The sequence below is a fragment of the Streptomyces sp. NPDC051051 genome, assembly GCF_040682975.1.
Classification (GTDB): Bacteria; Actinomycetota; Actinomycetes; order Streptomycetales; family Streptomycetaceae; genus Streptomyces.
Genome location: NZ_JBFBCB010000004.1, coordinates 230,791 through 253,425 on the forward strand (window position 1 = coordinate 230,791; position 22,635 = coordinate 253,425).

Below are 22,635 nucleotides of genomic sequence, written 5' to 3' on the forward strand. Positions count from 1 at the left end.
ACGAACGGGGGCGGGTGAGTGTGACAGGGGCAGGCCGGCGGGGGTGTGCCGGCCGTGCCGCGCGGTGGGTGAGGGGGCGCCGCGCCGCGGGGGATTCGGCGCGGCGCCCCTTTTTCCGTCCGGCGCGTCGGTCAGGCGCCGACGTCGACGCGGGCGGTCTGTGAGGGGCGCTCGCCGGGCGGCGGCGCCTCGTCCTCGGGGTGGCCCGGGCGCCAGATGCGCGCTCCGATGCCGAGGGAGAGGGCAGGGATCAGCAGGCTGCGCACCAGGAAGGTGTCCAGGAGGATGCCGATCGCGATGAGCAGGCCCTGCTGCAGCGAGGCCACGGTGGGGATGGCGGCCAGGACGCAGAAGGTGGCGGCCAGGACGACGCCCGCGGAGGTGATGACCCCGCCGGTGACGGTGAGGCCGGTGAGGATGCCCTCGCGGTGTCCGCGCAGCCGGACCTCCTCGCGGGCCCGGGCCATCAGGAAGATCGTGTAGTCCACTCCGAGGGCGACCAGGAACAGGAAGCCGATGAGCAGCAGTCCGCGGTCGATGCGCGGGTAGTCGATGGCGTGGAAGAGCAGGGAGGCGGCGCCGACGGCGGCGGCGTAGGAGAGCACCACCGACGCGAGCAGGACGAGCGGGGCGACCACCGCGCGCAGCACCAGGACCAGCATGAGCAGGACCACCGCGAGGATCAGCGGGATGAGCAGCATCTCCTCGTCGCGCTGGGCGTCGGCGGTGTCGAGCGCGATGGCGGTCTGGCCGCCCACGACGGCGTCGGCGCTGTCGCCGGGTGCCTTGTCGAGGGCGGTGCGCATCCGCTCGACGGTGTCCTGGGCCGCCGTCGTGTCGGGGGCGTCCTCGAACACGGCGGTCAGGTGGGTCCAGCCGCCGGCGGTGCGCTGGGTGGCGGCCGACTCCACGCCCGTGACGTCCTGGACGGCCCGCAGTGCGGCGTCGGCCGCCTCGGCGGGTACGTAGATGTCGGCGGGGGCCGCCGATCCGGCGGGGAAGTGTGCGGCGAGCAGGCGCTGGCCCTCGACGGAGTCGACGGTCTTGGTGAACTGCTCGGCCTGGGTCTGGCCGGTCTGCACCGTGGTGGTGCCCAGGGCCAGGAGGGCCAGGACGCCGAGGGAGGCGGCCCAGATGAGGCGGGGCCTGCGTCCCACGGCCCGGGCCACGCGGGCCCAGGTGCCGTGTTCCTTCTCCACGCCCGCGGCGGGGCCGGGGGTGTGGCGGGGCACGAAGGGCCAGAACGTCCACCGGCCGAGGATGACGAGGAGGGCGGGCAGCAGCGAGGTCATCGCCGCGAAGACCACCGCGATGCCGATGGCCACGACGGGGCCGAGGCCGCGGGTGGAGTTCATGCTGCCGAAGACCAGGCACAGGGTGGCGAGGGCCACGGTGGCCGCGGAGGCCGTCAGGGCCGGCATCGAGTGGCGCACGGCGATGCGCATCGCGTCGTGGCGGTCTTCGTGGCGGTGCAGTTCCTCGCGGTAGCGGGCGATGAGGAGCAGGGCGTAGTCGGTGCCGACGCCCACGCACAGGATCATCAGGATGTAGGCGCTGAGCCCGTTGACGAGCAGGCCGGCGTGTTCGGCCAGGAGGTAGACCACGCCGCTGGCGACCTGGCTGGCCAGGAAGACGGTCAGCAGCGGGACCAGCCACAGCACCGGGCTGCGGTAGGTGAGCAGCAGCAGTACGGCGACGACGGCGAGTGCGGCGCCCAGCAGGGCGCCGTCCATGCCGCTGTAGACCTCGGCGAAGTCGCGGACGCTGCCGGCCTCGCCGGCGATGCGGATGTCGAGGCCGTCGGGGGCGTTTTCCTTGACGATGTCCTCGGACGTGCCGACGGCGTCGGTGAGCACCGCGTTGTCGCTGGGGCTGGTGCGCAGCGGGTAGCTGAGGAAGGCGGCCTTGCCGTCCGCGGACACCTGGGGCTCGCTCACGTCGCCCACGGCGACGTCGCCCTGCAGGGTGCCGCGGTCGGCGGCGATCTTCTCCCGGTCGGCGGCGGTGAGTCCGCCGGTGCGGGCGTAGACGACGACGGCGGTGCTGCTGTCCTTGTCGGCGAAGTACTTCTCCGCCAGTTCGACCGCCTGGGTCGACTGGGCGCTGGAGGGCAGCCACGTCTCGGGGTCGTTGTCCTGGACGTCGCCGAGTTTGGCGGCCAGGGATCCGCCCGCGGCGATCAGCACGAACCAGATCAGCAGCACGGCCCACTTCGAGCGGCGGCCGCTGACCAGCGTCGCGTAGCGGGGCAGGAACCCGGTCTGCGTGTTCGGGTTGTCGCTGCGGGTGATTTTTCTTGGTCGTAAGGTCGTCATGGCTGCTCACAAAGGGTCGGGGAGCCTGCTCTCGGGGGCTCCGAGCGGAATCCGGGAGAGAGCGCGGCAGGGCGCGGCGCCCTGTCGTGGCCTGCGACCGCATCCCGTCACACGCGGATGGTCCCGTTCGTCACTGCTATGACGGCCGGCGGCGCGAAGATGTGACAGGCGCGGGTCACACATCGACCGGGATCGAAGGGGACGACGGTGGTCATGCAGGAGAACGAACGCCTGGCACGCACGTTCGAGGAGAAGCGTCCGCGGCTGCACGCCGTGGCGCATCGCATGCTCGGTTCGAGCGACGAGGCCGAGGACGCGGTGCAGGAGGCGTGGATCCGGCTGCACCGCAGTGACACCGACTCCGTGGAGAACCTCGACGGCTGGCTCACCACGGTCGTGGGCCGGGTCTGTCTGGACATCCTGCGGGCCCGCAGCCGCCGTGAGGAGTTCTTCGAGGAGCACGCCGACCCCTCGGCCGGGCCCCGTTCGCAGGAGGGGGCGGATCCGGAGCAGGCGGCCATGCTGGCGGACTCCGTCGGTCTGGCGCTGATGGTGGTGCTGGACACGCTCGATCCGGACGAGCGGCTCGCCTTCGTCCTGCACGACACGTTCGCGGTGCCGTTCGCCGACATCGCCTCGATCATCGGGCGCAGCCCGGCGGCCACCCGCCAGCTGGCCAGCCGGGCCCGCCGGCGGGTGCACGGGGCCTCTCCGCTGCCGGACCTGCGGCGCCAGCACAAGATCGTGGACGCGTTCCTGACCGCCGCGCGCAACGGCGAGTTCGAGCGCCTGCTGACGCTGCTGGCCCCGGACGCCGCCATGCGGGCCGACGACACGGCGGTGCGCATCGGTGCGGCTCCGCTCACCCAGGGCGCCCGGGACGTGGCGAGTGTGTTCTCCGGCGGCGCGGAGGCGGCGCGGATCGCGCTGGTCGACGGGTCGGTGGGGGCGGTGTGGCAGTCGAAGGTGCGGCCGATCGTGGTGTTCCGCTTCACCCTCGAGGACGGGAGGATCACCGCGATCGACCTGGTGGCCGAGCCCGAGCGGCTGCGGGAGCTGGACGTGGTGGTCCTCGACGGCTGAGGCCCGCCCGGGGTCAGCTGCCGGGGGCGTGGGCGGCGGGGTCGGGAGGCAGGCACTCCTCCAGGAACGCCAGGGCCCGCAGGTGGTAGGCGCGGGCCGCCCAGCCCAGGCTGATGTTGTGCCCGGCGTCCGGCTGGCGTTCGACCAGGGCGCGCGGGGAGGCGGTGAACTCGGCTGCCAGGGCGGCGAGTTCGGCGTCCTCGTGCCGCCACCAGCGTTCGTGCTCGGCGAAGGTGACGCGGACCGGCACCCGCACCCGGGGGGCGAGGCGGGCGAACAGGTGCGGCCAGTGCGCCAGGTCGGCGGCCTCGCGGGCGGGCATGGGCGCGACCACGGCGGCGCCGGTGCGGAAGGTGCCCGGCGGGTACAGCCGCAGCGGCCCCCAGTGCCGGCGCTGGTCCGCGGTGCGGCCGGCGCGTACGTCGGCGGCGGCGGCCGGGGTGTAGCGGCGGCCGCAGCCGGAGACGTCCACGCCGAGCAGCGGGTCGCCGTCCTGGGCGTGGGCGGCGAGGGAGAGGGCGAGTTTGCCGCCGAAGGAGTGTGCCAGCAGCAGGATGCCCGCGCCGGCCGGGTGGCGGCGGGTGAAGTCGGCGAGGGCGGCGTGCAGCAGCGGGGTCTGCTCGGTGACGCCGAGCCCGTCGGGCAGCGCGGCGGCGGAGCTGCCGTAGCCGGGGCGGTCCACCGCCAGCACGGTGTAGCCCAGCCGGGCTCCCAGGTGGAGCAGGGACAGTTCCGGCCGTGCCTGTCCGTGGAAGTATCCGGCGGTCATCCCGCCGCCGTGCACGGCCACGACGGTGGCGCGCGGGGGGCCGGCGGCGGGTTGGCTCAGCAGGGCGGACAGGGGGGTGCCGGCTGCGTCGAGGACGATCTCGCGGACGTCGCCGGCGCCGCGGTCGGGGTGCCGGCCGGCCGTGGGCGTCGCGCGGGCCGCCGCCACTAGGCGGCGCGCCCGTCGCCGAACCAGCGGTCCAGCGCGTCGGCGAGTGCGTGCGGGGAACCGTCGGAGGTCCAGGCCACGTGGCCGTCGGGCCGCACCAGGACCGCGTCCAGGCCGGCGAGGACGTCGGTGGTGCCCTCGGCCGGTTTGGCGGCGGCCGTGACGGTGTCGACGCGGCCGTTCCAGCGGGCGGCGGTCTCGCGCACCGCCGGGTCGTCGGCGAGGTCGAGCAGGACGCCGCGGGCCGGGTGCAGCAGGCGGAAGGTGTCGGTCTCGCCGTCGGCGCCGGTCAGGGGGCGCTTGGCGAGGCGGCGGCCGAGCAGGGGGTGGGCGCCGGCGGTGTCGGGGGTGTGGGGGGCGGTGACGTCGTAGCGGATGTCGAGGTGGCTGACGATGCCGGCGAGGTGCTTCTTGACCGCGTCGTGGGCGAGGAGTTCGGCGAACAGGGCGCGCAGCGGGTCGGACTGTTCGCCGCCGAGGAAGACGGTGCCCTGGGCGCGGGTGTTCATCATCAGCCGCTGTCCGACCGGGTGCCGTTCGCCGTGGTAGGTGTCGAGCAGGTGGGCGCCGGCGGTGCCGCGGACGGTGGCGGCCAGTTTCCAGCCGAGGTTGACCGCGTCCTGCACGCCGGTGCTCAGTCCCTGGCCGCCGGCGGGGAGGTGGATGTGGGCGGCGTCGCCGGCCAGCAGGACCCGGCCGCGCCGGTACTGGCTCGCCAGGCGGGTGGCGTCGCTGAAGGAGCTGACCCATTCGGCGCTGCCGGCGCTGATGTCCTCGCCGGTGATGTGCTGCCAGGCCGCGGCGACCTCGGCGAAGGTGACGGTGTCGTCGCGGTCGCGGGCGGGGGTGCCGTGGGGGCAGACGATGATGCGGTCGACGCCTTCCTTCAGGGGTGCCGCCATCACCATGCCGTGGGGCAGCCGCTCGCCCAGGAAGCGGGGCTCGAGGTGGCAGCCCACGACGTCGGCCAGGAACATGGTGCGGCCGGCGGGCAGTCCGGGGAAGTCGAAGCCGGCCGCCTTGCGCACGGCGCTCTGTCCGCCGTCGCAGCCCACCAGGTAGGCGGCGCGCAGGCGGCGGGGGCCCCGGGGCGTGGCGAGGGTGATCTCGACGTGGTCGCCGTCGAGGAAGCCCTCGGACAGGCCGGTCACCTCCCAGCCGCGCCGGATGTCGGCGCCGAGCCGGCGTGCCCAGTCCTCCAGGACGGCCTCGGTCTGGCTCTGCGGGATTCCGCGGGCTCCGAAATGCGCGTCCTCAAGGGCGGTGTAGTCGAACTGCACGCCGCCGAAGTGGCCCAGGGGGCTGACGGCGAGGGTGTCGCCCTGTCCGAAGCGGGGCAGCAGGCCGCGCTGGTCGAACACCTCCATGGCGCGGGCGGTGAAGCCGAGGCCGCGGGACTGCCCCGTGGGCTCGGTGAGGCGCTCGACGAGGGTGACGCGGGCTCCGCCCAGGCGCAGTTCGCCTGCGAGCATCAGTCCTGTGGGTCCGGCGCCGACCACGATGACGTCGGTGTCCACCGCTGTGCCTGCCATGGGTGTCCTGCCTCTCCTGGGGTGTGGTGGGTTCGTCGGCCCGCCGGGCGGGCGGGGGTGGTCAGCGGGGGGTGCCGAACCAGTGCTCCAGCACGGCCGGGAGGGTCTTTGCGGCGGCCGGGTCGGTGCCGGCCCCGGCCGCCCAGATCACGTAGCCGTCCGGGCGCACCGCCACGGCGGCCACCCCGTCCAGTTCGCCGCCCGTCTCGGGGCGGGCCGCGACCAGTTCGACGCGGTCGGACCAGCGTTCGGCCACGGCCGGCACCCGGCCGTCGAGGCCGAGCAGCAGTCCGCCGGGGCAGCGCAGGAGTTCGGCGGTGGTGCAGGTGGAGCCGCCCACCCGCAGCCGGGCGTGCGGGAGCCGGCGGCCGACGAGGTGGTGGCCGGGGCCGCAGGTGTCGTAACGGATGTCGAGGCCGCTGATCATCCCGGCGAGGCGGGTGCGGACCGGTTCGTGGTCGATCAGTTCGGCCAGGACCGCGCGCAGGGGTTCGACGTCGCGGCTGCCGAGCAGGAGCGCGGCCTGGGCGCGGATGTTGGCCAGGACGGCGCTGCCGACGGCGTGCCGTTCGTCGTGGTAGGTGTCGAGGAGGTGGGCGGGGGCGTGGCCGGCGACGACGGCGGCGAGTTTCCAGCCGAGGTTGAAGGCGTCCTGCAGGCCGAGGTTGAGGGCCTGGCCGCCGATGGGCATCTGGCGGTGGGCGGCGTCGCCCGCGTACAGCACGCGGCCGTGGCGGTAGTGGGTGAGCTGGCGGTTGGCGTCGTCGAAGTGGTTGACCCACAGGGGTTTGCCGGCGCTGATGTCCTCGCCGGTCACGCGGTGCCAGGCGGCGGCCATCTCCTCGAACTGCGGGGGGCCGGTGCGCGGGCGGGCGGGGGTGCCGAACTCGTGGACCATGACGCGGGTGACGCCGTCGGGGCGGCGTGCGGCGATGGCCAGGCCGCCCGGCAGCCGCTGGAAGCGGCGGTCGGCGATGGTGATGCCGTCGACGTCGGCGCGCAGCAGTTCGCGGGTGGCGTCCTGGCCGGGGAAGTCGGCGGCGGTCAGCCGGCGCACGGTGGAGTCCTGGCCGTCGCAGGCGACGAGGTAGCGGGCGCGCAGCCGGACGGGGCGTCCGTCGCGTCCGACGGCTTCGGCCTCGACGGCCTCGCCGTCCTGGGTCAGGTCGAGCAGTTGCAGCCGGTGGCCGCAGCGGATGTCCGCGCCGAGGGAGAGCGCCCATTCCTCGAGCACCGACTCCGTCTTGGTCTGCGGGACCTTCCACTGCCCGGGGTGGGGGCCGGGCAGGGTGAGGTCGAGGGGGATGCCGCCGAAGTGTCCGCGGGCCTCGTGGGGCGGGCCGGCGAGGTCGGTGAGCAGGCCGCGGCTGTCGAGGATCTCCATGGTGCGGGCGTGCAGGGTGGAGGCGCGGGACTCCTTGGTGGGGCGGTGGCGCTGCTCGACGACGGACACCCGCACGCCGCGCAGGCACAGTTCGGCGGCGAGCAGGAGCCCCACGGGTCCGGCGCCGACGATGATGACCTGGGTGTGCAGCACGGCGGTGGGGGCGGCTGCGGCCCGGTGGGCGGGGTCCGGGTGCTGCGCGGCCATGTCAGTTCTTCCGCTCCGCGTAGTCCTTGGCGTGCCCGAGGGTGGCGCGGCTGTTGGTGCTCAGCGCGCTGTGCACGTAGGCGCGGGCGTCGGCGACGGTGGCCTGGTCGCCCAGCACCTTGGCGATGGTGGCGGTGTTGAGGCAGACGGTGTGCTGCGAGCTGGCCTCGGTGGTGCCCCGGCCGGTGTCGGTGAAGGTCCACACCCCGGTGTGCAGGGTCATCAGGGCGGGCAGGGTGACCTGCTTGTAGGCGATCTTGCTCGGTGCGAAGGCGACCCGGTGGGACTTGGTGGTGTGCACCGAGCCGTCCTTGGCGCGGGTGTCCATCTCCAGGGTCTGCAGTCCGGGGGTGGGCTCCTCGAAGCGCACGGTGGCCACGTGGGGCAGCCGTTCGGGCCAGCGGCCGGCCTCGTTGACGAAGTCGAAGACGTCCCTGGGGGCGCCGTCGATGTGGACGGTGTCGGTGAAGGAGAAGACCAGGTCGTCGGTCTCGGCGGCGTGGGCGCGTTCGACGTTGTCCTTGAGCGCGGCCAGTTCCGCGGTGCTGTTGGTGTCCACGGCCTGGTCGATCCACCGCAGGTCGCCGGGGTCGTCGTCGACGGCCCGGTAGTCGTGCAGCAGGCGCACGCGGGAGGTGCCGGGGCCCAGGGGTTCGACGATCCAGGTGCCGCCCATCGCGGCGACGGGGGCGGTGGTGACCTCCTGGCGGAAGGTGATGCGCAGGCCCTCGGGGTCCAGGGTGCGGCGCGACGTCCAGTTCTTGGCCTCGCCGTTGGCGGTGGCCCAGATGCGGATGCGTTCGGTGTTCTCGCCCGTCGCCTCGTGTTCGACGTGGATGGTGGGCGGGAAGATCTGCGGCCAGTGGCTGACGTCCGCCAGCAGGCGGTAGATGGTGGCGGCGGGCGCGCCGATGGTGATCTCGTGCTCGACCTCACGCGTCGTCATGACAGCTGCTCCTTGGTCGTCGGGGCGGTCAGAAGTTGCCGAGTCCGCCGCAGACGTTGAGCGCCTGGGAGGTGATGGAGGCGGCGGTGTCGGAGGCGAGGTAGCCGATGAGGCCGGCGACCTCGGCGGGGGTGCTGTAGCGGCCGAGGGGGATCTTGGCCTGGAACTTGGTCAGGATCGCCTCCTCGGTGGTGTCGTAGGCGGCGGCGTAGCCCTGCCGCACGCGCTGCGCCATGGGGGTCTCGACGTAGCCGGGGCACACGGCGTTGACGGTGATGCCGGTGGGGGCGAGTTCGTTGCCGAGGGCCTTGGTGAAGCCGACGACGCCGTGCTTGGAGGCGGAGTAGGGGGCGCCCAGGACCACGCCCTGCTTGCCGGCGGTGGAGGCGACGTTGATGATGCGGCCGCGGTCGCGGCCGCGCATGCCGCCGGTGGTGAGGACTGCGCGGGTCATGCGGAAGACGCTGGTGAGGTTGGTGTCGATGACGTCGTCCCACAGCTCGTCGGTGAGGTCGGCGGTGACGCCGCCGCCCGAGCGGCCGGCGTTGTTGACCAGGACGTCGACGGGGCCGAAGGTGTCGAGGGCGGCCTGGACGAAGGCGGTGACGGAGGCGGCCTCGCGCACGTCGAGGGCCTGGCCCTCGGCCTCGAGGCCCTCTTCCTTGAGGGACTTGACGGTGGCGATGACGTCGGACTCGGTGCGGGCGCCCAGGAACACCCGGTGTCCCTGGGTGGCCAGCAGGCGGGCGGTGGCCAGGCCGATGCCGCTGGTGGCGCCCGTGACGAGCGCGACGCGGGGGGCGGTCTGTGTCATGTCGGGTGTCCTCTCAGGCCACACGGGCGGCGGCCAGCCGCTCGTTGACGGTGTCGATCAGGTCCCGGGGGGTGAGGGCGTCGGTGAGGGTGTCGTCGTCGAGGGAGATGCCGTATTCGCGTTCGATGCAGCCGCCGGTCTCCAGCAGCGCGAGCGACTCGTAGCCGAGCAGGTCGAACGTGGTGTCGAGGATGTCGTCGTCGAGGGCGGTGGTCTCGTCGGCGCCGGCGGCCTGGAGGAGGATGCGCTTGAGGTCGTCGAGGGTGAAGCGGTGGGGCGTCATGTCGGTGGTGTCCTTTGCGTCTCGGGCTCGTCCGGTGCGGCGCGGCGGTGCCGGGTGGGTGCGGCGCAGTGGTGCCGGGTGGGTGCGGCGCGGGCGGTTCAGTGCCCGGCGCGCACGACCATCGCGGAGTTGAAGCCGCCGTGGCCGCGGGCCAGCACCAGTGCGGTTTTCACGGTGGCCGGGCGCGGCTGGTGCAGCACCAGGTCCAGGTCGTACTCGGGGCAGGGGTCGATGTGGACGGTGGGCGGGATGACGCCGTCGCGCATCGCCAGCAGGGCGCAGGCCACGTCCAGCGGGGCGGCGCCGGAGTACAGCCGGCCCGTCATCGTCTTGGGGACGGTGACGGGTACGGCGCCGGGGCCGAAGACCTCGCTGATCGCGCGGGCCTCGGCGCGGTCGAGGTCGGGCAGGCCCGCCCCGTCGGCGAAGACGGCGTCGACGTCGGCGGGGGCGGCGTGCGCGTCGTCGAGGGCGATGCGGATGGCGGTGGCCAGGGTGGGGCCGCGTCCGCCGGCGGGCGGCGGGTCGAAGGTGGCTCCGTAGCCGGCGATCTCGCCGTAGACGCGGGCGCCGCGGGCGCGGGCGGTGGTGGCGGACTCCATGATGAGGATGGCGCCGCCCTCGCCGGGCACGTGGCCGCGGGCGTCGCGGTCGAAGGGCAGGTAGGCGCGGGTGGGTTCGTCGCTGTCGCTCATGCGTCCGCCGGCGAGCTGGGCCACCCAGCCCCAGGGGCAGACCGAGGCGTCGACGGCGCCGGACACGATCAGCGGGGTGCCCTTGCGCACCAGCCGTCTGGCCTGGGCCAGGGCGTCCAGGCCGCCGGCCTGGTCGCTGACGACGACGCCGCTGGGGCCCTTCATGCCGTGCCGGATGGAGATCTGGCCGCTGTTGACGGCGTAGAACCAGGCGAAGGACTGGTAGGCGGAGACGAACTGGCTGCCCTTGGCCCACAGTTTCTGCAGTTCGTTCTGGCCGAACTCGAAGCCTCCGGCGTGGCTGGCGGTGACGACCCCCATGTCGAGGGGGTCGTAGGAGCGCGGGTCCACGCCGGCGTCGGCGAGGGCCCAGTCGGCCGCGGCCAGCGACAGCCGGGTGACGCGGTCGGTCTGCGGCAGGAGCCGGCCCGGCAGGTGCTCGGCGTCCTCGAAGCCGGGTATCTGCCCGGCGAGGCGGGCGGGGTAGCGGGTGGGGTCGAAGCGGGTGATGCGGCCGATGCCGCTCTTCGCGCCGAGGGTCGCCGCCCAGTAGTCGGCCGTTCCCAGGCCGTTGGGGGCGGCGACGCCCATGCCGGTGACGGCGACCGCGGTCATCGGGTGCTCCTTCGCGCGCCGGTGAGGACCATCGCGCTCTGGAATCCGCCGAAGCCGCTGCCGACCGTCAGGACGGAGTCGACGCGCTGGTCGCGGGCGGTCAGCGGGACGTAGTCCAGGTCGCACTCGGGGTCGGGGGTGTGGAGGTTGGCGGTGGGGGGCACGACGTCGTACTCCATCGCCAGGGCGCAGGCGGCGATCTCGATGGAGCCGATGGCTCCCAGCGAGTGGCCCACCATCGACTTGATCGAGCTGACCGGGGTGCGGTGGGCGTGCTCGCCCAGGGCTTTTTTGAACGCGGCCGTCTCGTGCCGGTCGTTCTGCTTGGTGCCCGAGCCGTGGGCGTTGACGTAGTCGACGGCGTCGGGGTTCATCCGGGCCTCGTCCAGGGCGAGGCGGATGGCCTCGGCCATCTCCGCGCCGTCCCGGCGCAGTCCGGTCATGTGGTAGGCGTTGGAGCGGGTGGCGTAGCCGGCGATCTCGGCGTAGATGTGGGCGCCCCGGCGCCGGGCGCTGTCGAGTTCCTCCAGGACGAAGAAGGCGGCGCCCTCGCCCAGGACGAAGCCGTTGCGGGTGGCGTCGAAGGGGCGGGAGGCGTGCTCGGGTGCGTCGTGGCGCGGTGTGGTCGCCTTGATGGCGTCGAAGCACGCCATGGTGATCGGTGAGATCGGCGCGTCCGAGGCGCCGGCGATCATGACGTCGACGGATCCCTCGCGCACCAGCTCGGCGGCGTAGCCGACGGCGTCGATGCCGGAGGTGCAGCCGGTGGAGACGACCGTGGCGGGTCCCTCGGCGCCGACCGCCCAGGCCACCTCGGCGGCGAAGGAGCTGGGCACGAGGTAGTCGTACAGGTGCGGGACGGCGTAGCGGTGGTCGACGAGGTCGAGGCGGCCGCCGTCGCTGACGACGCGGTACTCCTGGTCCAGGCCCATGGTGGCGCCCACCGCGCTGCCGACGGTCACGCCGATGCGGTGGGGGGCGGATGCGGCCGGTTCGATGCCGCTGTCCTGGACGGCGCCGGTGGCGGTCACCACGGCGAACTGGGCGGCGCGGTCCATGCGCCGCACCTGTTGCGGGGTGAGGCCGTGCTCGAGGCCGCAGAAGTCGGCCTCGGCCGCCACCCGGGAGCGGAACGGTGCGGGGTCGAAGAAGGTGATGCCGCGGGTGGCGGTGCGTCCCTCGCTGAGGAGCTGCCAGAACTCCTTGCGGCCGATGCCTCCGGGGGCGAGGACCTCCAGGCCGGTGATGACGACGCGGCGCTGCGTCATGCGCCGGCCTCCCAGGAATAGAAGCGCGTGGCCATGGCGTCGGCCGGGGAGCGCCAGGTCGCCGGGTCGTAGGCCTCGATGAAGGGTTTGAGGTCCTCGCTGATGCCGACGAAGCGCGGGTCGTCCTTGGCCTGCTCGATCCGTGAGGTGCCGTCGTCGGTGTCGAAGTCCTGCAGGTGGAAGTACAGGCCGCGGTAGGCGAAGAGCTGACGGCGGCGGGTGCCCATGCGGTGGGGCATGTCGGTGGCGTCGAAGTCGGTGAACAGTTTGGCGACGTCGTGGCGGGAGTCGATCGCCATCCGGGCCACGATCAGCGTGCTGTGCATGGCTGGCTCCTTGCGGTGGGCGCTGGGCCGGGCGGAAAGGGGCGCGGGGCCCTGGCGGGGCACCCGCCCCCGCCGAAGGGGGGGCGGGTGTGCGCGGGTGGCCGGTGGGCCGGCCCGCGGCCGGGCGGGGCGGGGCGCGGTGGTTACTGGCCGGCGCCGCGGGTGTGGATGACGCGGTAGGAGTTCCAGTCGCTGCCGGTCTTCAGGGCGTCGACGCGCGCCTCGGACTTGCGGCGGTCCTCCGTCTTGTCGGCGTCCGCCTGGTTGCGGTGGGCGTCGTAGTCCTCCTTGCTCGCCCACTGGGAGTAGACGACGGCGAAGGGGCCGTCCAGGAAGCGGGCGCGCAGTCCCTTGAAGACGCTGTGCGAGCGGTAGCCGGGCACCTCGGCGAGCCAGGACCGGCCCTGGCCCAGTTCGGCGATCAGCTCGTCCTGGTGGCCTTCGGTGACCGTGAAGACCTCGATGACGGTGTGGTCGTCGCGGTCGGGCGAGATCTCGGTGGTGTCGCCCTGGGAGGGGTGGCGCTGGGTGTAGACGATCTCGCTCTGCAGCAGCCGGATCGAGGTGGTGATGTCCTGGAAGACCGGCAGCGTGCGGTGCTTGAACTCCTCGCCGGCGTAGCGCTTCTCCAGGTCCTCGCCGCTGCGCCACTGGATGAAGTTGGCGGTTCCGGGGCTGTCCTGGCCGGCGTGCACGGTGGAGGAGATCCAGCCGTCGAAGGCCGCGGTGTCGACGATCTTGCGCATCTCCTGGATCAGCCGGTCCTGCTTGTCCGGCTGGTCGGTGGTGAACAGGTTGAGGACGGTCAGGTGCTTGTCCTGGGCGGAGATGTGGGGCATGGCGTGGGTTCGCTTCCTGTCGAAAGGGGTCAGCAGGGCATGCACGGCGCGGGGCGGGGTCACCCGGCGGGGCCGAACCAGCGCTCCAGTGCCCGGGTGAGGGCGCCGGCGTCGGGGTCGGGCGAGATCCAGGCGATGTAGCCGTCGGGGCGCACCAGGATCGCGTCGGCCTGCGGCAGGCCCTCGCCGCGTTCGGCGCGGACGGTGTCGACGCGGTCGGACCAGGGCTTGACGGTGTCCGCCGGCAAGGCGGCGTGGAAGTCGAGCAGGAGGGGGCGGCCGCCGCTCAGCAGGTCGTACACGCTGGTGTGCCGGCCCTCGTGGGTCAGCCGGCCGTTGTGCAGGCGCCGGCCGAGCAGCGGGTGGGCGCCGGGGCCCACCTCGTGGCGGATGTCGAGTCCGGTGACCATGCCGACGAGGTGGCGCTGCACCGACGCGTACTGGGTGAGCTCGGTGAACACGTCGAGCAGCGGGGTGATCTCGTCGCCGCCGAGGTAGAGGATGCGCTGCGCCAGGGTGTTGGTGAGGATGCGGGCGCCGACCGGGTGCCGTTCGCTGTGGTAGGTGTCCAGCAGCGTGTCGGGGGCCTGTCCCTTGAGGGCGAGCGCCAGTTTCCATCCGAGGTTGACCGCGTCCTGCACGCCGGCGCTCATGCCCTGGGCGCCGATCGGCAGGTGGATGTGGGCGGCGTCGCCCGCCAGGAACACCCGGCCGCGCCGGTAGGCGGCGGCCTGCCGGCTGACGTCGGTGGTGGAGCTGACCCACAGCGGGGTGGCCGCGTGGATGTCCTCGCCCGACAGTTCCTGGAAGGTGTCGGCGACCTCGTCGAAGGTGATCGGGTCCGCGCTCGTGCGCAGCGGCTCGTCGCGGTCGTAGTAGATGATGCGGCAGCGGTCGGGGCCCAGCGGCAGCACCATGATCATGCCGCCGGGGACGCGCTCCCCGGCGAAGCGGGGGCGCAGCCGTACGCCGGCGATGTCGGCGAAGCGCAGTTCGACGGCCGGCTCGGTGCCGGGGAAGTCGATCCCGGCGGCGGTGCGCACGGCGCTGCGGGCGCCGTCGCACCCGATGACGTAGCGGGCGCGCAGTTCGCCGGCCCCGGACACCTGCAGCGTCACGCCGTCGTCGTCCTGGACCAGGCCGGTGACCTCGGTGGAGCGCCGGATGCGGGCGCCGTTCTCGGCGGCCCAGCCGGCCAGCATCGCCTCGGTGCGCGACTGGGGGATGCCCCGGGCGCCGTAGGAACCGCCGCTGAGCACCCGGTAGTCGAGCGGCACCCCGCCGAAGTGCCCGGCGGGGATGACGTCGACGTCGCCGAGGCGGGCGAGCAGTCCCCGCTGCCCGAACTCCTCGATGGTGCGCGCCGAGAAGCCCAGCGCGCGTGACTGCCGCATCGGCTCGGCGAGCCGGTCGAGCACGAGAGTGGGAATTCCGTGCAGTCCGAGTTCGCCGGCGAGCATGAGTCCGGTGGGGCCGGCACCTACGATGATCACGTCCGCGTCATAATTGTCCATCGTCGCCCATCTGCCCTCTTCTGGTTGATGTTCCACGAGTATGGACAGCCTCGGACCGGGCGGTAAAGAGACATGGGTACAGGGCTTCTACAGGCCAGTACAGAAATGTGCCGAGAATGTCAGATCTTCTACAGGCGGGGTTGGTCGAATCGTCTTTTCGGGGCCATGCTCAAGCCCATGACCTCCACTGACGCTGAATCATTCGCTCCGGGCACGGCGATGGCGGACGCCTTTGCCGTGGGCGGGCTGCTGGACCGCTATCTCCTCGCGCTGGACGGTGAAGAACTGGACGACGCGTGGGCGGGAAGCCTCTTCACCGCGGACGCCGTCGTCGCGTTTCCCTTGAGCCGGCACGAGGGAATGGAAGGGCTTGCACAATGGCATCGGAACTCGCTGGCGCATTTCGCGCGGACCCAGCACCTGAATTCTCCCGCGGTGGTGGACTGCGCCGGCGACGAGGCGACCTTGCGCGCCAATCTCGTCTCCACGCACGTGCACCGTCCCGGCGGTGAGGGAGGCGAGTTGTTCACCACCGGCACCGCGGTGAGCGGCGCGGCCCGCCGCACCCGGGACGGCTGGCGCCTGACCCGGCTGTCGTTCGCCCTGATCTGGGTGGACGGGGTGCCGCCCGGCGCACGCGGCTGAGCCGGCGCTCCGGCCCGCCGCCCGCGGGTGCGCGGGGGCGGGTGCGGGGTGCGGGTGCGGGGGTGCGGTCAGCAGTTGAGGCTCAGCACCCGGTCGACCGCGATCTCCACGACCACGCGTCCCGGCGGGTTCGGCGGGCCGGACCAGTAGCGCTGGGTGTAGCGGCGGACCCCTTCGGCGACGTGTTCGGGGGTGTCGAGGACGCGGGCGGTGCCCTCGAGGGTGACCCAGCGGAAACCGTCCACCTGGCAGAGCGCGACGCGGGCCTGCGGTGCGGCCAGCACGTTGCGGGCCTTGCGGGTGGTGTTCACCGTCAGGACGCGGGCGATGCCCGCCTCGGGGTCGAAGGTGAACCGCACGGGCGTCAGATGGGGCGAGCCGTCGGGTCTGAGCGTGGTCAGCACGGCGGTGTGCGGCGCGGTGAGGAACTCGTCGAGCGAGGGGGACACCGCGGTGGTGCCGGCGCGCTGCGGGGAGAGCGTCATCGTGTGGGATTCCTCTTTCGGTCACCGGCGCGGCGCGCCCTGGCATGCCACCGTCGCGGCTCGTGGGCCGTGCCGAGGTGGTGGGTCGTCAGTCGATCCCGCGGACCACGTTCGGCTCCAGGGGGTCGTCCTCGTCGTCGACCCCGGCGAGCCGGAGCACCGGCGCCGCCCCTTCCGTGCCGTGTGCCTGCCGCTCACGTTCGGCCTCGTCCATGGGCCCGTCCTCCCGTGACCGTGCGCCCTGCGGGGCTGCGGAGCCCGGTTGCTCCACCCGGCAACGGTGGCAAGCCGCTCTGGAGGCCGGGCGGAGGCACGACTGGAGTCCGCCTCGACACCGCGTCGACCGCGGCGGGCCGCCGGCCCCCGGCGGCCGGGCGACGGCACGTCGGGGGCCCGGTGCGTGCCGCGCACCGCGCGCCGCGCGGGACGGGGCGGGCCCGCCGGGCGCCGGGCCGGGTGTTCGTCGGCCGTGGTGTTCGCCGGCCGGGTCGGGCGCACCGTCGGGGGACCGTGCGCCGGGGCCGTGGGGAGGGGGCGCGGCGGTGGCGCCCTGTCGGGTGGCGGGGTCTGTGCCCCGCCGCCGTATCCCTCTCCCCCGCCGTCGCGGCGTTGTCCGGCCGTCGTCGCGGTGTCTCCCCCGCGCGCGCGGGTGTGCCCTGTGGGGGCGGGTGCCGAGGGTCGGTGACGGCGCTTGAGCCGGCTTCGAACCCGGCTCGATCAAGGGCCCGCACAGTGGCGGCACACGGCGAAGGGGGGCCGCCGCGGCCCCGTCATCGGAGGGATCCGCCCATGGCCGGTTTGCTCAGGCGTTTTCTGCGCGAGGTGTACGAAGCCCTGCAGGCCTACGGCGCCATCTACGTGTCGGGGGCCTGTCTTCCCGGGACGCCGCCGTCGCAGGGGCCGGTGAGGCGGGAGGGGCCGCCCGCGGCGCATCCGGAACGGCTGCGCCCGGACGTCGCCCTGACGGCGGTGGAGCGTGCGCTCGAACGGCAGCTGGACGCCGGATCGTGACACGTGCGGGTCGTGACACGGTGCGGGAAGGGTGTCACACCGCTTCCTGGCGGCTTCTGAGCTGCTCGGCGAACAGGCTCCATTCCTTGCTGACGCTCTCGGCGATGGGGGCGATGACGCCGAGCCAGTGCGCCGGGACGGCGTTGACGAGTTGCTGCCATCCGTCGGGGTCGGTGGCGTGCAGCGCCATCCACTGCAGGAACTCCTTGCCGCCCTCGGTGTAGCGGACGCAGGGGTCGTTGGCGACCTTGGCCGCGACGGCCTCCCAGGCGGGGGGCGGGCCGGCGGGGTGGGTGCGCCGTGCGGGCGTGGGGCCGGCATCGGGCACGCCGGTGGGACCGGTGGCGGCGCCCGCACCGGCGGCCGGGGGGGCCGGGGGGGCCGGGGGGGCCGGGGGGACGGTCAGTCGTGCGGTGGTGCCGCGTGGTGCGCCTCGTTCGGGGCTGACGCCGCGGCGCAGCCGGGCGATCACGTCGTGGACGGTGCCGAGGGAGACGTCGGTTGCGCGGGCGACTTCTCTGAGGGTGGCGTGGGGGTGGGCGTTGATGTACTCGGCGGCGCGGCGCCTGCCCTCACCGGCGGTGACCGAGCGCAGTTTCCCGTCGCGGCCCAGGCGTTTGGCGCCCGGCGGTGTGCCGCCCGGTGTGAGGCGGTCGCGCAGGGAGCGGATCGTCTTGGCGCTCAGCCCGGTGACGCCGGCCAGGGCGCGGTCGGACCATTCGGGGTGCGCCGACAGGACGCGCTGGGCTCCGAAGAGGCGGTCGGCCTTGGACAGCGGCAGTCCGTGGGCGCTGTTGGTCTTCATGGCCAGGACGAGGGCCTCGGCGTCGGTGCAGTCGACCAGGCGCGCTTTGATGCTGTGGTCGCCGCGGAGCTTGGCGGCCTCCAGGCGGTGGAGTCCGTCGATGACGCGCCAGCCGTCTTTCTGGACCAGTACGGGCGGCAGCGGGGTGTGGCTGGAGGCGTCGACGAGCAGGTGGACGTGGGCGGTGTTGATTCCGCCGCGGCGCAGGTGCGGTCCGGGTGACAGCGCGTGGACCGGGAGTTCCTGTGCGGGGGGGTCGTGGGGGTCGTGGGGGTCGGTGCGGTCACCGGCCGCCGGTGCGTCGTGCGCCGGCCTGGCGGAACCGAAGCCGTCTGCGGTCACCGTCGCCCGCCCGTCCTTGAAAGCCATCCGGTGTGGCCCCTTTCTGCTGCCGTTCCGGACGAGCGTCGCAGCGCTGTCTTTAGCCGCGGTCGAGAGTGGGTTGACGAGCCGCAGGGCGGCGGCCGGGGCGGGTGGGACGGCGGCGGGGGGGCGGGGGGGGCGGGGGGCGGGGGTGGTTTCAGTTCTTCACCAGCAGGCCGCGGCTGCGCAGGACCCGGCGTTCCAGGGGGCTGAAGACGAGCAGGTCGATGGTGATGCCGACGACGAGGATGAGCCCGATGGCCTCGAAGACCATGGCCATGTCGCTGGCGTTGCGGCCGTTCTCCAGGAGCCGGCCGAGGCCGACGCCCAGGTCGGGGAAGGAGGCGATGATCTCGGCGGCCATGAGGGAGCGCCAGGAGAAGGCCCAGCCCTGTTTGAGGCCGGCGACGTAGCCGGGCAGGGCGGCGGGGAGCACGATGTGCCAGGTGCCCTTGAGGCCGGTGGCGCCCATGGTGCGGCCCGCCCGCAGGAACAGCGGCGGCACCTGGTCGACGCCGGAGACCAGGCCGCCCGCGACGGAGGGGACGGCGCCGAGCAGGATCACCGCGTACATCATGGAGTTGTTCAGGCCCAGCCAGATCACCGCGGGCGGCACCCAGGCGACGGAGGGCAGGGTCTGCAGGCCGGACAGGATCGGGCCGATCGCGGCGCGCACGAGCCGCACCCGGGCGACGAGCAGGCCCAGGGGGGTGCCGATGAGCAGGGCGAGGCCGAAGCCGAGCAGGCCGCGCGAGACGCTGGTCCAGATGTAGCCGAGGAGTTCGCCCTCCAGCCATGCCGTGGCCACCACGTCCCCCACCGCGCGGGGGGAGGGCAGTTTGCTCGGGTCGTCGACGATGTGGAAGGAGATCAGCGCCTGCCACACCGCCAGCACGAGGGTGAGGGCGGTCAGGGGCGGCAGGACTTTTTCCCGCAGGCTCTGCCCGAGCGGCCGGGCGGTGGGCCGGCGGGTGTCGAGGGCGTCGAGGCCTGCTTCGAGGCCGGCGAGGTCGTCGCCGTCCCGGCCGGTCGTGGTGTCAGTGCCGGCCATGTCGGCGGATCTCCTCGCGCAGTTCCTCGGTGATCTCGACGGACAGCCGTGCGACGGCGGTGTCCTCGATGCGGCGTGGCTGGGCGATGTCCACGCTCCATTCGCGGGCGATGCGTCCGGGGCGGGAGGACAGCAGGACCACGCGCTGGGCCAGGCGTACCGCCTCGCGCACGTTGTGGGTGACGAACAGCACCGACAGGTGTGTCTCGCGCCAGATGCGGGTCAGTTCGTCGTGCAGCACGTCGCGGGTGATGGCGTCGAGGGCGGCGAAGGGTTCGTCCATCAGCAGCAGGCTGCTCTGCTGTGCCAGTGCGCGTGCCAGCGCGACGCGTTGGCGCATTCCGCCGGACAGTTCGTGCACCCGTTTGCCGTGGGCGCCTTCGAGGCGCACGAGGGCGAGGAGTTCGCGGGCGCGGGCGCGTCGCTGGGGTGGGGCGACGCCGCGCAGGCGCAGGGCGAGTTCGATGTTCTTGCCGGCGCTCAGCCAGGGGAACAGGGCGTGTTCCTGGAACATCAGGGCGGGCCGGCCGTCGGTGGTGATGGTGCCGGTGGTGGGGCGGTCCAGGCCGGCGACGAGGTTGAGCAGGGTGGATTTGCCGCAGCCGGAGGCTCCCAGGAGGGTGACGAACTCGCCGGGTGCGACGTCGAGGCTGATGTCGTCCAGGACGAGCTGGGTGCCGGCGGGGCCCGGGAACGACTTGGAGACGTGTTCGATGCGGGCGGCGTGCCGGGCGGTCGCGGTGCCGTCACCGGCCGTGGTGAGGGTGGTGGCCATGGTCGTCACCTCCTGGGAAGTCATCGGGGGGAGGGGGGTTCGGCGCCGAGGCCGGCGTCGTCGACGGGGCTCTCACCGGCGTCGTCGAGGATGTCGTTGAGCAGGGTGAGGTCGTAGATGCCGTTCAGGTCGGGCCGGTCGAGCAGGCCGGCGCGGGCGGCGTGGGCGGCCTGGGTGCGCAGGGTGGCGGCCAGCGGGTCGTCGGTGAACCGGATGGACTTCCACGCCGGGTCCAGCACCTGTGCGGGCAGCGCCTTGCCGGAGTCCGCCTTCAGCTGCGCGTTCGCCGCCGCCTTCGCCTCGTCCGGGTGGGCGTTGAGGTACTTGTTGACGTCGACCGACGCCTTCAGGACCGCCGCGACGGCCTTCGGGTGCTGCTCGAGGAACGTCTGCGACACGATGATGTTCGTGATCACGAACTTCTTGTCGGGCCACAGGTCGGACTCGTCCAGCAGCACCTTCGCGCCCTCGGCGACCAGCTTCGAGGCGGTCGGCTCGGGCACCCAGGCGCCGTCGATGGAGCCGGACCTGTAGGCGTCGGGGGTGATCTTGTTGTCGGTGCGGACGACGGAGACGTCGCCCTTGCCGCTCTGGGCGTCGATTTTCCAGCCCTGCCGCGCGGCCCAGTCGAGGAAGGCCACGTCCTGGGTGTTGCCCAGCTGCGGGGTGGCGATCTTCTTGCCCTCGAGGTCCTGCGGGGAGGTGATGGTGTCGGGGTTGACGACGAGCTTGACGCCGCCGGAGGCCGAACCCCCGATGATCCGCAGGTTCTTGCCCTGCGACCGGGTGAAGGCGTTGATCGCCGGGGACGGGCCGATCCAGCCGATGTCGATGGAGCCGGAGTTGAGCGCCTCGATCTCGGAGGGGCCGGCGTTGAAGGTGGCGTACTGCGCCGTGGTGGCGCCCAGCGCCTTTTGGAAGAAGCCCTTGCGGTTGCCCACCAGCGCGGTGGCGTGGGTGAGGTTGGCGAAGTAGCCGATCCGCACCGAGTCCAGGCCGTCGATCCTGTGGGCGCCGGCGGCGACCCGCACGCCCGGGTCGTCCTTGGCCTTCGAGCCGTAGCCGCAGGCGGCGAGGGCGAGCAGCGCGAGAGCGGCGAGGGCGGCGGCACGGCGGCGCCGGACAGGACCGCGGTGCCGGTCGGGGCCGCGGTGCCGGTCGGCAAGGCGGTCGGCCGGGGCGGGGGGTGTGCTCGTCACGCCCGCTCCTGGTGCGGTGGGCGGCTGCCGGCCGGGGCGGGGCGGGCGAAGGAGGCGCCGGCCATGCCGGCGGTGAGGGTGGTGCCGTCGCCGGGGTCGATGAGGATGAACGAGCCGGTGCGCCGGGAGTGGGCGTAGGAGTCCAGCGGCAGCGGCTCGGCGGTGCGGATCCTCACCCGGCCGATGTCGTTGGCGAGGAGCTGTCCGGGGTGCGGGTGCTGGGACAGGTCGTCGAGGGTGAGACGGGAGGGGATGTCCTCGACGAGGGCCTTGACGGTGCGGGTGCCGTGCCTGAGCAGCACCCGGTGGCCGACGGTCAGCGGCTGGTCGGCGACGTGGCACACGGTCGCCTCCACCTCGCGTGTGGTGGCCGGGGCGTGGCCGGCGGGCACGATCAGGTCGCCGCGCGAGACGTCGAGGTCGTCCTCCAGCAGGACGGTCACCGACTGCGGGGTCCGGGCCCTGTCGACGGGCCGGCCCAGCCGTTCGATCGCAGCGATCCTGGAGGTGCGGCCCGAGGGCAGCACGCTCACCTCCTGCCCGGTGTGCAGGGTGCCTTCGGCGATCTGGCCGGCGTATCCGCGGTAGTCGCGGTGTTCGGGGGTCTGCGGGCGGATGACGTACTGCACGGGCAGCCGGGCGGGGCGGTGGGTGAGGTCGTGGGCGGCCGGCACGGTCTCCAGGTGCTCGAGCACGGTCGGGCCGCCGTACCAGCGCATGGTCGCCGACGGCTCGACCACGTTGTCGCCGGCGAGCGCGGAGATCGGGATCGCGGTGACCTCGGGAACGCCCAGGTCGCCCGCGTAGGCGGTGAACTCCTCGGCGATCGCCGCGAAGACGGACTCGTCGTGGCCGACGAGGTCCATCTTGTTGACGGCGAGCACCACGTGCGGGACGCGCAGCAGGGCGGCGATCGCGGCGTGGCGGCGGGTCTGTTCGACGACGCCGTTGCGGGCGTCGACGAGGATCACCGTCAGTTCGGCGGTGGAGGCGCCGGTGACCATGTTGCGGGTGTACTGCACGTGGCCGGGGGTGTCGGCGAGGATGAAGCGGCGCCGCGGGGTGGCGAAGTAGCGGTAGGCCACGTCGATGGTGATGCCCTGCTCGCGTTCGGCGCGCAGGCCGTCGGTGAGCAGCGCGAGGTCGGGGGCGTGCCGGCCGCGGTTGCGGGAGGCCTGTGCGAGGGCCTCCAGCTGGTCGGTGAGGATCGATTTGGAGTCGTGCAGCAGCCGTCCGACGAGGGTGGACTTGCCGTCGTCGACGGAGCCGGCGGTGGCGAAGCGCAGGGTGTCGACGGTGGTGCCTGTCACAGCGGTCATCTCTAGAAGTACCCCTCGCGCTTGCGGTCTTCCATCGCGGCCTCGGAGAGTTTGTCGTCGGCGCGGGTGGCGCCGCGTTCGGTGAGCCGGGAGGCGGCGATCTCCGTGATGACCTTGTCGATGGTGTCGGCGTCGGAGTCGACGGCGCCGGTGCAGGACATGTCGCCGACGGTGCGGTAGCGCACCTGGCGCTTCTCGATCCTCTCGCCGTCGCGGGGGCCGCC

General features: G+C 73.3%; 22 protein-coding genes and 1 pseudogene. 3 read left to right on the forward strand and 20 right to left on the reverse strand.

The features are described from left to right. Nucleotides 1-131: 131 nt before the first annotated feature. Nucleotides 132-2,315, reverse strand: coding sequence for an MMPL family transporter (locus AB0N31_RS05275; protein WP_366056997.1), 2,184 nt, complete (start codon nucleotides 2,313-2,315; stop codon nucleotides 132-134). A gap of 213 nt (nucleotides 2,316-2,528) precedes the next feature. Here AB0N31_RS05275 and AB0N31_RS05280 point away from each other — a divergent pair, with 213 nt between their 5' ends. Beyond that, on the forward strand, nucleotides 2,529-3,398 hold the full coding sequence (locus AB0N31_RS05280) for a sigma-70 family RNA polymerase sigma factor (RefSeq protein WP_366056998.1): 870 nt from the start codon (nucleotides 2,529-2,531) through the stop codon (nucleotides 3,396-3,398). Nucleotides 3,399-3,411: 13 nt separating this feature from the next. Here AB0N31_RS05280 and AB0N31_RS05285 read toward each other — a convergent pair whose 3' ends face one another. The 11 genes from AB0N31_RS05285 to AB0N31_RS05335 all read right to left on the reverse strand — a co-directional run bounded on the left by AB0N31_RS05285 (nucleotide 3,412) and on the right by AB0N31_RS05335 (nucleotide 14,758). After that, on the reverse strand, nucleotides 3,412-4,335 hold the full coding sequence (locus AB0N31_RS05285) for an alpha/beta fold hydrolase (protein WP_366056999.1): 924 nt from the start codon (nucleotides 4,333-4,335) through the stop codon (nucleotides 3,412-3,414). Continuing rightward, nucleotides 4,335-5,867: an FAD-dependent monooxygenase gene (locus tag AB0N31_RS05290; protein ID WP_366057000.1), complete on the reverse strand. Its 1,533-nt coding sequence runs from the start codon at nucleotides 5,865-5,867 to the stop codon at nucleotides 4,335-4,337. Before AB0N31_RS05290 ends, AB0N31_RS05285 begins: the two co-directional genes overlap by 1 nt. Nucleotides 5,868-5,928: 61 nt before the next feature. Beyond that, nucleotides 5,929-7,458, reverse strand: a complete 1,530-nt coding sequence (locus AB0N31_RS05295; RefSeq protein ID WP_366057001.1) for an FAD-dependent monooxygenase — start codon at nucleotides 7,456-7,458, stop codon at nucleotides 5,929-5,931. 1 nt (nucleotide 7,459) lies between these two features. Next, nucleotides 7,460-8,404 (reverse strand): aromatase/cyclase, encoded by a 945-nt coding sequence (locus AB0N31_RS05300; RefSeq protein WP_366057002.1) that lies wholly within the window; start codon nucleotides 8,402-8,404, stop codon nucleotides 7,460-7,462. Between the two features lie 28 nt (nucleotides 8,405-8,432). After that, nucleotides 8,433-9,218: a 3-oxoacyl-ACP reductase FabG gene (gene fabG, locus AB0N31_RS05305; protein ID WP_366057003.1), complete on the reverse strand. Its 786-nt coding sequence runs from the start codon at nucleotides 9,216-9,218 to the stop codon at nucleotides 8,433-8,435. A 13-nt stretch (nucleotides 9,219-9,231) separates the two neighbouring features. Continuing rightward, nucleotides 9,232-9,501 (reverse strand): acyl carrier protein, encoded by a 270-nt coding sequence (locus AB0N31_RS05310; RefSeq protein WP_366057004.1) that lies wholly within the window; start codon nucleotides 9,499-9,501, stop codon nucleotides 9,232-9,234. A 98-nt stretch (nucleotides 9,502-9,599) separates the two neighbouring features. Next, the gene (locus tag AB0N31_RS05315; RefSeq protein WP_366057005.1) at nucleotides 9,600-10,811 is read right to left on the reverse strand and encodes a ketosynthase chain-length factor; all 1,212 of its coding nucleotides are present in this window, start codon (nucleotides 10,809-10,811) and stop codon (nucleotides 9,600-9,602) included. After that, complete coding sequence (locus AB0N31_RS05320) at nucleotides 10,808-12,079, reverse strand: beta-ketoacyl-[acyl-carrier-protein] synthase family protein (RefSeq protein WP_366057006.1); 1,272 nt, start codon at nucleotides 12,077-12,079, stop codon at nucleotides 10,808-10,810. The genes AB0N31_RS05315 and AB0N31_RS05320 overlap by 4 nt, the downstream gene beginning before the upstream one ends. Continuing rightward, nucleotides 12,076-12,405, reverse strand: a complete 330-nt coding sequence (locus tag AB0N31_RS05325) for a TcmI family type II polyketide cyclase (RefSeq protein WP_366057007.1) — start codon at nucleotides 12,403-12,405, stop codon at nucleotides 12,076-12,078. The genes AB0N31_RS05320 and AB0N31_RS05325 overlap by 4 nt, the downstream gene beginning before the upstream one ends. Before the next feature lie 143 nt (nucleotides 12,406-12,548). Then, nucleotides 12,549-13,244, reverse strand: a complete 696-nt coding sequence (locus AB0N31_RS05330) for an antibiotic biosynthesis monooxygenase family protein (RefSeq protein ID WP_366057008.1) — start codon at nucleotides 13,242-13,244, stop codon at nucleotides 12,549-12,551. 59 nt (nucleotides 13,245-13,303) lie between these two features. Next, nucleotides 13,304-14,758 (reverse strand): FAD-dependent monooxygenase, encoded by a 1,455-nt coding sequence (locus AB0N31_RS05335; RefSeq protein WP_366057009.1) that lies wholly within the window; start codon nucleotides 14,756-14,758, stop codon nucleotides 13,304-13,306. A 177-nt stretch (nucleotides 14,759-14,935) separates the two neighbouring features. On the opposite strand from AB0N31_RS05335, the gene AB0N31_RS05340 reads away from it, so the two are divergent. Next, complete coding sequence (locus tag AB0N31_RS05340) at nucleotides 14,936-15,403, forward strand: nuclear transport factor 2 family protein (RefSeq protein WP_366057010.1); 468 nt, start codon at nucleotides 14,936-14,938, stop codon at nucleotides 15,401-15,403. A gap of 68 nt (nucleotides 15,404-15,471) precedes the next feature. Here AB0N31_RS05340 and AB0N31_RS05345 read toward each other — a convergent pair whose 3' ends face one another. Both AB0N31_RS05345 and AB0N31_RS05350 read right to left on the reverse strand, forming a co-directional pair. After that, entirely contained in the window at nucleotides 15,472-15,888 is a 417-nt protein-coding gene (locus AB0N31_RS05345) for a PPOX class F420-dependent oxidoreductase (protein ID WP_366057011.1), read from the reverse strand. A gap of 88 nt (nucleotides 15,889-15,976) precedes the next feature. After that, complete coding sequence (locus tag AB0N31_RS05350) at nucleotides 15,977-16,102, reverse strand: hypothetical protein (protein ID WP_366057012.1); 126 nt, start codon at nucleotides 16,100-16,102, stop codon at nucleotides 15,977-15,979. A gap of 575 nt (nucleotides 16,103-16,677) precedes the next feature. Here AB0N31_RS05350 and AB0N31_RS05355 point away from each other — a divergent pair. Then, nucleotides 16,678-16,899, forward strand: coding sequence for a DUF6059 family protein (locus AB0N31_RS05355; RefSeq protein WP_366057013.1), 222 nt, complete (start codon nucleotides 16,678-16,680; stop codon nucleotides 16,897-16,899). A 34-nt stretch (nucleotides 16,900-16,933) separates the two neighbouring features. On the opposite strand, the gene AB0N31_RS05360 is transcribed toward AB0N31_RS05355, so the two are convergent. The 6 genes and pseudogenes from AB0N31_RS05360 to AB0N31_RS05385 form a co-directional block, all read right to left on the reverse strand. Beyond that, nucleotides 16,934-18,073: a ParB N-terminal domain-containing protein gene (locus AB0N31_RS05360; protein ID WP_366057014.1), complete on the reverse strand. Its 1,140-nt coding sequence runs from the start codon at nucleotides 18,071-18,073 to the stop codon at nucleotides 16,934-16,936. Between the two features lie 151 nt (nucleotides 18,074-18,224). After that, nucleotides 18,225-19,118: an ABC transporter permease gene (locus AB0N31_RS05365; RefSeq protein WP_366057015.1), complete on the reverse strand. Its 894-nt coding sequence runs from the start codon at nucleotides 19,116-19,118 to the stop codon at nucleotides 18,225-18,227. Further along, nucleotides 19,105-19,893 carry an ABC transporter ATP-binding protein gene (locus AB0N31_RS05370; protein WP_366057024.1) on the reverse strand — a complete coding sequence of 263 codons (789 nt, stop codon included), beginning with the start codon at nucleotides 19,891-19,893 and terminating at the stop codon, nucleotides 19,105-19,107. The genes AB0N31_RS05365 and AB0N31_RS05370 overlap by 14 nt, the downstream gene beginning before the upstream one ends. A 20-nt stretch (nucleotides 19,894-19,913) precedes the next feature. Further along, entirely contained in the window at nucleotides 19,914-20,978 is a 1,065-nt protein-coding gene (locus AB0N31_RS05375; protein ID WP_366057025.1) for an aliphatic sulfonate ABC transporter substrate-binding protein, read from the reverse strand. 110 nt (nucleotides 20,979-21,088) lie between these two features. Then, complete coding sequence (locus tag AB0N31_RS05380; protein ID WP_366057016.1) at nucleotides 21,089-22,411, reverse strand: GTP-binding protein; 1,323 nt, start codon at nucleotides 22,409-22,411, stop codon at nucleotides 21,089-21,091. A 2-nt stretch (nucleotides 22,412-22,413) separates the two neighbouring features. Beyond that, nucleotides 22,414-22,635: pseudogene (locus tag AB0N31_RS05385) on the reverse strand (sulfate adenylyltransferase small subunit); the annotation flags it as partial.